General features: G+C 60.2%; 7 protein-coding genes and 1 pseudogene. 3 read left to right on the top strand and 5 right to left on the bottom strand.

Annotated elements, in window-relative coordinates:
* Window positions 1-9: 9 nt before the first annotated feature.
* The 4 genes and pseudogenes from AACR93_RS07145 to AACR93_RS07130 form a co-directional block, all read right to left on the bottom strand.
* Window positions 10-153 (bottom strand): annotated as a pseudogene (locus tag AACR93_RS07145) (GNAT family N-acetyltransferase); the annotation flags it as partial.
* 65 nt (window positions 154-218) lie between these two features.
* Entirely contained in the window at window positions 219-635 is a 417-nt protein-coding gene (locus AACR93_RS07140; protein ID WP_043850290.1) for a GNAT family N-acetyltransferase, read from the bottom strand.
* Window positions 636-663: 28 nt separating this feature from the next.
* On the bottom strand, window positions 664-1,299 hold the full coding sequence (locus AACR93_RS07135; RefSeq protein WP_043850289.1) for a Vat family streptogramin A O-acetyltransferase: 636 nt from the start codon (window positions 1,297-1,299) through the stop codon (window positions 664-666).
* Window positions 1,300-1,322: 23 nt separating this feature from the next.
* Window positions 1,323-1,640 carry a DUF6968 family protein gene (locus AACR93_RS07130; protein WP_043850288.1) on the bottom strand — a complete coding sequence of 106 codons (318 nt, stop codon included), beginning with the start codon at window positions 1,638-1,640 and terminating at the stop codon, window positions 1,323-1,325.
* Window positions 1,641-1,935: 295 nt separating this feature from the next.
* Here AACR93_RS07130 and AACR93_RS07125 point away from each other — a divergent pair, with 295 nt between their 5' ends.
* Together AACR93_RS07125 and AACR93_RS07120 are read left to right on the top strand one after the other, a co-directional pair.
* Window positions 1,936-2,835, top strand: coding sequence for a GGDEF domain-containing protein (locus AACR93_RS07125; protein ID WP_043850287.1), 900 nt, complete (start codon window positions 1,936-1,938; stop codon window positions 2,833-2,835).
* Window positions 2,836-3,264: 429 nt separating this feature from the next.
* Window positions 3,265-4,539, top strand: coding sequence for an amino acid permease (locus AACR93_RS07120; protein ID WP_043850286.1), 1,275 nt, complete (start codon window positions 3,265-3,267; stop codon window positions 4,537-4,539).
* 63 nt (window positions 4,540-4,602) lie between these two features.
* On the opposite strand, the gene AACR93_RS07115 is transcribed toward AACR93_RS07120, so the two are convergent.
* Complete coding sequence (locus AACR93_RS07115) at window positions 4,603-5,241, bottom strand: exopolysaccharide biosynthesis protein (RefSeq protein WP_043850285.1); 639 nt, start codon at window positions 5,239-5,241, stop codon at window positions 4,603-4,605.
* Between the two features lie 204 nt (window positions 5,242-5,445).
* On the opposite strand from AACR93_RS07115, the gene AACR93_RS07110 reads away from it, so the two are divergent.
* Entirely contained in the window at window positions 5,446-6,072 is a 627-nt protein-coding gene (locus AACR93_RS07110; RefSeq protein ID WP_043850284.1) for an outer membrane beta-barrel protein, read from the top strand.
* Window positions 6,073-6,129: the final 57 nt, after the last annotated feature.

The raw sequence follows: 6,129 nt of genomic DNA, 5'->3' as shown, positions 1-6,129 counted from the left end.
TCGGAACAGCTATTTAGCCCGACACTCAAAGGTAGCCCCAGCGGCGATGGCCACCTCCTTGCTGGCGCTGTTGCCAATCCCCATTACGATCTCCAGCCGAAATAGACCCAACTGTTCAAAGCCAGAGTCACGCTGCAGAGCGACCGCCCGCCGCACGGAAACGCCCGGTTCGAACGGGCGGATCACGAGCTGAGCGTTGGCAAGGCGCGGGAGAGTCATCACTTATCCTGCTTTTTCAGAAAGTAACTGATATGCCCCGGCGGCATATCGGGCAGCTGGCCAAAGACCTCGTAACCCTGCTTCTGGTAGAAGGGGAGGGCCTGAAAGCTGGTGGTTTCCAGATGGTAGTTGCTGATGCCCTTGCTTTGGGCGTACTGCTCCATGGCGCCGAGCAGGCGGCCGCCCCAGCCATCGCGGCGGATGCTTTCGTCGATCCAGAGCCAGTCGACGTGCAGCCAGCCCCACTTGATGTCGGCGATGATGCCGCCGTGTACCTTGCCCTCTTCATCCTTGATAAAGCTGGCGATCCGTTCGCGCAGATGGGTGCCGGCGTGATCCTTGTTGAAGCCCGAGAGGCCAATGCGCAGCGCTTCGATCTCATCGTCCTGAGGCGGTTGGGGTGGGGTTAGTTGCATAGTGCTTCCTGCTTGATGGTGGTTCTCTCTATGGGGTTGCCGCTTCCAGCGCGGCTATTTCGCCGCCGCTGATAAGCGGCAGGTTGCGGCTGATCTGCTCCACCGGCCAGTCCCACCAGGCGATGGCATTGAGACGGGCGATGGTGTCGTCGTCGAAGCGGTAGCGGATCACCTTGGCGGGGTTGCCGCCGACCACGGCGTAGGCGGGCACGTCGCCGGTGACCACGGAGCGGGCGGCGATAATGGCGCCGTTGCCGACTTTTACCCCCGGCATGATCAAGGCGTCATAACCAATCCAGACATCGTTGCCGATGACGGTATCGCCCTTGTAGGGGAGGCTGCCCGGGGCGGGGGCGGCATGCTCCCAGCCGTTGCCGAAGATAAAGAAGGGGTAGGTGGAGAAGCCGGAGGTCTGGTGGTTGGCGCCGTTCATGATGAACGTCACCCCGCGGGCGATGGCGCAGAACTTGCCGATGATGAGCTTGTCGCCGATGAAGGGGAAGTGGTAGAGGACGTTGCGCTCGAAGCCCGCCGAATCCTCCGGGTCGTCGTAATAGGTGTAGTCACCCACCTCGATATTGGGCCCCTTGATGGTGTTCTTGATAAAGCACACCTGGGGGAAGCCGTTCATGGGGTGGGGATTGGCGGGATCGGGTCCGTGCATCTGGTCTCCTTGGATGGGCCGGGCTAGAGCGCCGGAAAGTAGCAGGCGCTCATGTCGATGGGGTGATCGGGGCAGTCCTGCAGATAGAACTGCCAGCCCGCATCGGAGAAGGCGCGCAGCTCGGTCTCGACAAACTTGATGGCGAGGCTCAGTGCCTGCAGGCTGTCGATGCCGTAGATAAAGGTCTTGTCGCTCAGCCCCGCCAGTTTCACCTTGCAGCGCCAGTCACCGCCAGCCGAGCGTGGATCCGGCTCGGGGGCCTTGATGGCGATCTTGAGGGTGAGCTGTTCCCCTTCGAGGCTGACCGCCTCGAAACGGGCTTTGACGATGGCATTCTTCATCCTGCAACTCCTTGTGCGATTCCCCTCCTGTGGCATCGGGCTGCGTCTCCATGGAGGGATAAAAATGGGGGCGAGCTACAGGAGCCTAAACGAAGCCTCTTTTTGAAACAATGGGATATGGGTGGCGAACTGCGGGATTGCGGGTTGCGTCGGGTTGTTTCACCAAACGGGATAAACTTGCTGTAAAGGAATCTTGGCACTGCTGGAAATCTGTCCCATATGGTGATGGTTGGCGGGCTGTCGAGTTGGGGCACAATAGCCAGTCCCTGTTGGCCACAGAAGTACAGGAGCATCCATGACTCTTTCGGTATCGCAGCTTTACGAGGTGATGGCGCAGTTGCCAGACCCGGTCTTCATCCTGAGTGAAGATGGCTATTACGTGGAATACATAGGAGGCATGGAGCATCAATCCTATCAGGACGGCAATCCGCTGGCTGGCAAGCGGCTGCTGGATGTGCTGCCGGAGGCGATGTCCCTCTGGGTGATGGAGCAAGTCGCACTGGCGCTCAACAGCGGTCTGGTGCGGGTGGTGGAGTATGAGTTGGCGGCCAGCGAGGTGGGTGGCATCAATGCCGGTGTCGGGCCGCAAGGCGTGCAGCGCTTTGAGGGCAAGATTGCACCTCTGCCATCCCTCTATGACGGCAAGCGGGCGGTGGCTTGGGTGACCCGCAATATCACCCGCCAGTTCGAGTTGCAGCAGCGCCTGCAGCGCCAGAGCGAGACCGACCAGCTGACCGGCCTTCATAACCGCCGCTACTTCTTCGAGCATTGCCAGCTGGTGAGAGGCAGCGAGGCCCCCTGTGGCCTGCTTATGCTCGATATCGATCACTTCAAGCAGATCAACGACCGCTTCGGCCATCAGCAGGGGGATCTGGCACTGCAACGCTTTGCTGCCTGCGTCGATGGTCGGCTGCGGGCAGACGATCTCTTTGTGCGCAGCGGCGGCGAGGAGTTCGTGATCCTGCTGCCACGGCTTGATGAGGCAGGCTTGTTGCAGATGGCCGAGGGGATCCGCGCCGCGGTCGAGGCGCTGCCCGCCGAACCGGTTGGCATGACGGTCAGTCTGGGGGCCACGCTGGTGTTGCCCGGAGAGGATATCAATGTGGCGCTGGCTCGGGCCGACGAGTGGCTCTACGAAGCCAAGCGGACGGGGCGCAATCGGGTGGCGCACTGTCCGGCCGCCCCCGAAAATTAATGAATAAACCCTTGTTGATGCAAACATTAATTGGATGAAAAGTTCGCCATATTATTTCACTGATATCTCGCGAGCTATGGTGGTAATATTGGCTGCCCGATCGCTGTTCTTATTTGTGTTGTTGGGCAACAGAACAAGGGTTTATCGGTATGTTATCAAACGGGGATAAATGGGTGTGCTGGTGACGAATGCGATACATCTCGCCCCGTTTTGAAACAATCCGATTCAAACGGTCATGAATTATTAACCTTGACCCGGATGGCGATTTCAACGATGGTAGCGTGGCATCTCCATTTCACTCCGGTGGCCCTGTTGGCCGCTGGCGGATTTGCTTTTTCTGCACCTGCGGCCAAATGCCGCCTGATATTGCCAGCCTGTTATTCGGGCCAATAAAAATAATGATGACAGATTAATAAGGTATATATTGCAATGAGTGTTTCTATTGCTGAAAAGAGTAACCCGGTTTCAAAATTGAAATGGGAGAAAAGTGATTCGGTATGGACCATGGGCTTATATGCCACTGCGGTCGGTGCCGGTACGCTATTTCTCCCAATTACCGTCGGCAGTAATTCGCCGGTTATTTTATTGTTTATTTTGCTGCTCGCATTTCCGCTCTCTTATTATTCCCATCGGGCGTTGAGCCGCTTTGTGCTCTCCAGCTCCCACAAGGAGGGGGATATCACCCACGTGGTGGAGGAGCACTTCGGGGCGCGGGCGGGCAAGCTGCTGATGCTGGTCTATCTGATGGCCTTCTATCCCATCATTCTGGTCTACAGCATCTCCATCACCAACGCGATCCAGAGCTTTGTGGTGCACCAGCTGGGGGATGCCGAGATCCCGCGCGGTCTGCTGGTATTGGGGGTGATGCTGGGTCTGCATCTGGTGCTGCTGGCGGGCAAGCAGATCGTGGTGTCGGCCATCAGCGTGCTGGCGCTGCCCATGGTCGCCTTCCTCATCGGCCTCTCCATCTATCTGCTGCCCCAGTGGAGCCTATCCTACTTCAGCGAGAGTCAGGCGGTGGACTGGCGTGATCCGGCGTTCTGGAAATCCCTCTGGCTGATCGTGCCGGTGATGGTGTTTTCGTTCAGCCATGCGCCCATCATCTCCTCCTTCAGTGCGGCGCAGAAGAAGCGCTGTCAGGAGAGTGCCGACCTGCGCGCCAAGCGGATCATCAAGTGCAGCAGTCTGCTGATTTGCGGCAGCGTGCTCTTCTTCGTGGTGAGCTGCGTGATGAGCCTGAGTCAGGCCGAGATGGCGCAGGCGCGCATCGACAATATCTCCGTGCTGTCGGCGCTGGCGAACAAGTTCTCCAATCCGCTGATCGCCTATGTGGGGCCGCTTATCGCCATTCTGGCCATGTCCAAATCCTTCCTCGGTACCTCCATGGGGGTGAGCGAGGGGACGGTGAGCATGGTGAGCGGCGCCTGTCAGGGGCTGGGCCTTTCCCTGCGTGAAGCGACTATCGCGCGGGTCTCGTCAGTCATTCTGTTCGTGGTGACCGGGGTGATTACCTACCTCAATCCCAACGTGCTGGAGATCATCGAGAAGGTGAGCGGGCCGCTCATCGCGGTGATCCTGTTCCTGCTGCCGGCCTGCTCCATCTATCGTCTGCCTGCCCTCAAGCGTTATCGCGGGGCGAGTACCCTCTTCGTGCTGGTGATCGGGCTGCTGGCCATCTCGGCCCTTATCTACGATCTGCTGTAACGGCGGATCCCGCACAAGTCAAAAAGGGCGACCATCCGGTCGCCCTTTTTCTTTGCCTCTCATTTAGCCGAGCAAACTGGTGGCGCTCTGGCCCGCCATCAGCAGGCCGGCCGCCAGTACGCCGAACCAGACCAGGGTCGCGCTCACCAGCAGATAGCCGCCGGCGACAAACAGACCATCCCGCTGCAGCATACCGGTGGCCAGCAGCAGAATGGCCCAGGCGGGCAGGGCGTTGGTGAAGGGGATGGCGCCCAGGGGCAGCATCAGCAGCAGGGCGGCCAGCATGATCAGCAGGCCGTTGCAGCGGTTGATGGTGCTGCTGGCGGTCAGGGCGAGCAGGCGCGGGCGGATAACGCGATCTACCCGAGCCAGCAGATCCGCCCCCTTGTGCAGGGTCGGCTTGAGCTGGTCGGCAGCGAAGCGGCGCTCCATCAGGATGGCGGGCAGCCAGGGCACCCGATTGAGGGTGATGCCGATACCGATAAAGAGGATCAAGAGGCCAAACGGGGTGCTGACGCCGGGGATCGAGACCGGCAGCAGGAAGGGGACGGTGAGCAGCACGCAGAAGAGCAGCATCCCCTGCTCGCCGACCAGCGCGAGCATCTGGCGCAGGCTGATATGGCTCTCTTCGATGGCGTGGGCGGTGGCCCGCAGGGTATTGGCGAGGGTGTGTTGCGGGTCGTTGAGGGGGGCTGTCGCCATCTCCGGCATCCTTCTGCTGTCGGCTTGTGCCGGGCCACCATGACCCGGATTGGGCGCCAGCATACGTGGCTGCGGTTAATGGCCGATGAATGACACAGGCGCTTTTAACGCCACGGAAAATGAGCCGGTACAGGTGCCATTTAGGATGGCGACGGGATGGCTCTGGTATGCTTTTTGAGCAAAATGGATTGGCCGGAGGTGAGGATGAGACGAGTCGGGATGGTGATGATGGGGGCACTGCTGCCCCTTGGGCAGGCGTGGAGCGGCGAGGGGGAGGCCGGGGCCGGATTGAGCTGGCAGGTGACGCCATTTTACGGCTACAGCTCCGCCATCGATTTCAAGCGCAGCGAGGATCCCCAGCCTGCGCCAGTGTCGGCCAGCATTGACGAGCTGAAGGGGCAGGCCTCCGGCAGCTGGGGGCTCTTCATCAGCAAGGAGGTGGATGACCCCGGCATGATCGAGCTGCTCTACAGCCACCAGTCCACCACCCTCTCCCCCGATCAGCCGGATCGCCTCACGGTGGATACCTTGCACTTCGCCGGTGCACTGACCCTCGCCGACAACCTGCTGGCGCCCTATATCGGTGCCGGTATCGGGGTCACGCGCTTTGCCGCCTACGACAGCGAGGTGATGCCCTCCATGTCGCTGGCGCTCGGCGTTCAGCCCCGCCTGTCCGAGCATCTGGCCCTGCGGGCCGAGGTGCGGGGCTACGGCTCGCTTGCCAACGACAGTAGCGAGTTTCTCTGCAACCCGGATCAGTGTCTGTTCAAGGTGAAGGGGGATTTGGTGACCCAGTGGCAGGCCAATATCGGGCTCACCTTCCGCTTTTAGGCGGGGGAATGTCACGGATAGAGAAGGGGCCATGAGGCCCCTTTTCCATCCGCGATG

It is taken from the genome of Aeromonas sp. L_1B5_3 (assembly GCF_963866575.1).
GTDB classification, from domain to species: Bacteria; Pseudomonadota; Gammaproteobacteria; order Enterobacterales; family Aeromonadaceae; genus Aeromonas; species Aeromonas jandaei.
This window is presented reverse-complemented; position numbering and strand designations above follow the sequence as displayed.

Coding starts and splice junctions, on each gene's coding strand:
- AACR93_RS07110 (WP_043850284.1), top strand. CDS start 5,446: ATGAGACGAGTCGGGATGGTGATGATGGGGGCACTGCTGCCCCTTGGG.
- AACR93_RS07120 (WP_043850286.1), top strand. CDS start 3,265: ATGAGTGTTTCTATTGCTGAAAAGAGTAACCCGGTTTCAAAATTGAAA.
- AACR93_RS07130 (WP_043850288.1), bottom strand. CDS start 1,640: ATGAAGAATGCCATCGTCAAAGCCCGTTTCGAGGCGGTCAGCCTCGAA.
- AACR93_RS07125 (WP_043850287.1), top strand. CDS start 1,936: ATGACTCTTTCGGTATCGCAGCTTTACGAGGTGATGGCGCAGTTGCCA.
- AACR93_RS07115 (WP_043850285.1), bottom strand. CDS start 5,241: ATGGCGACAGCCCCCCTCAACGACCCGCAACACACCCTCGCCAATACC.
- AACR93_RS07135 (WP_043850289.1), bottom strand. CDS start 1,299: ATGCACGGACCCGATCCCGCCAATCCCCACCCCATGAACGGCTTCCCC.
- AACR93_RS07140 (WP_043850290.1), bottom strand. CDS start 635: ATGCAACTAACCCCACCCCAACCGCCTCAGGACGATGAGATCGAAGCG.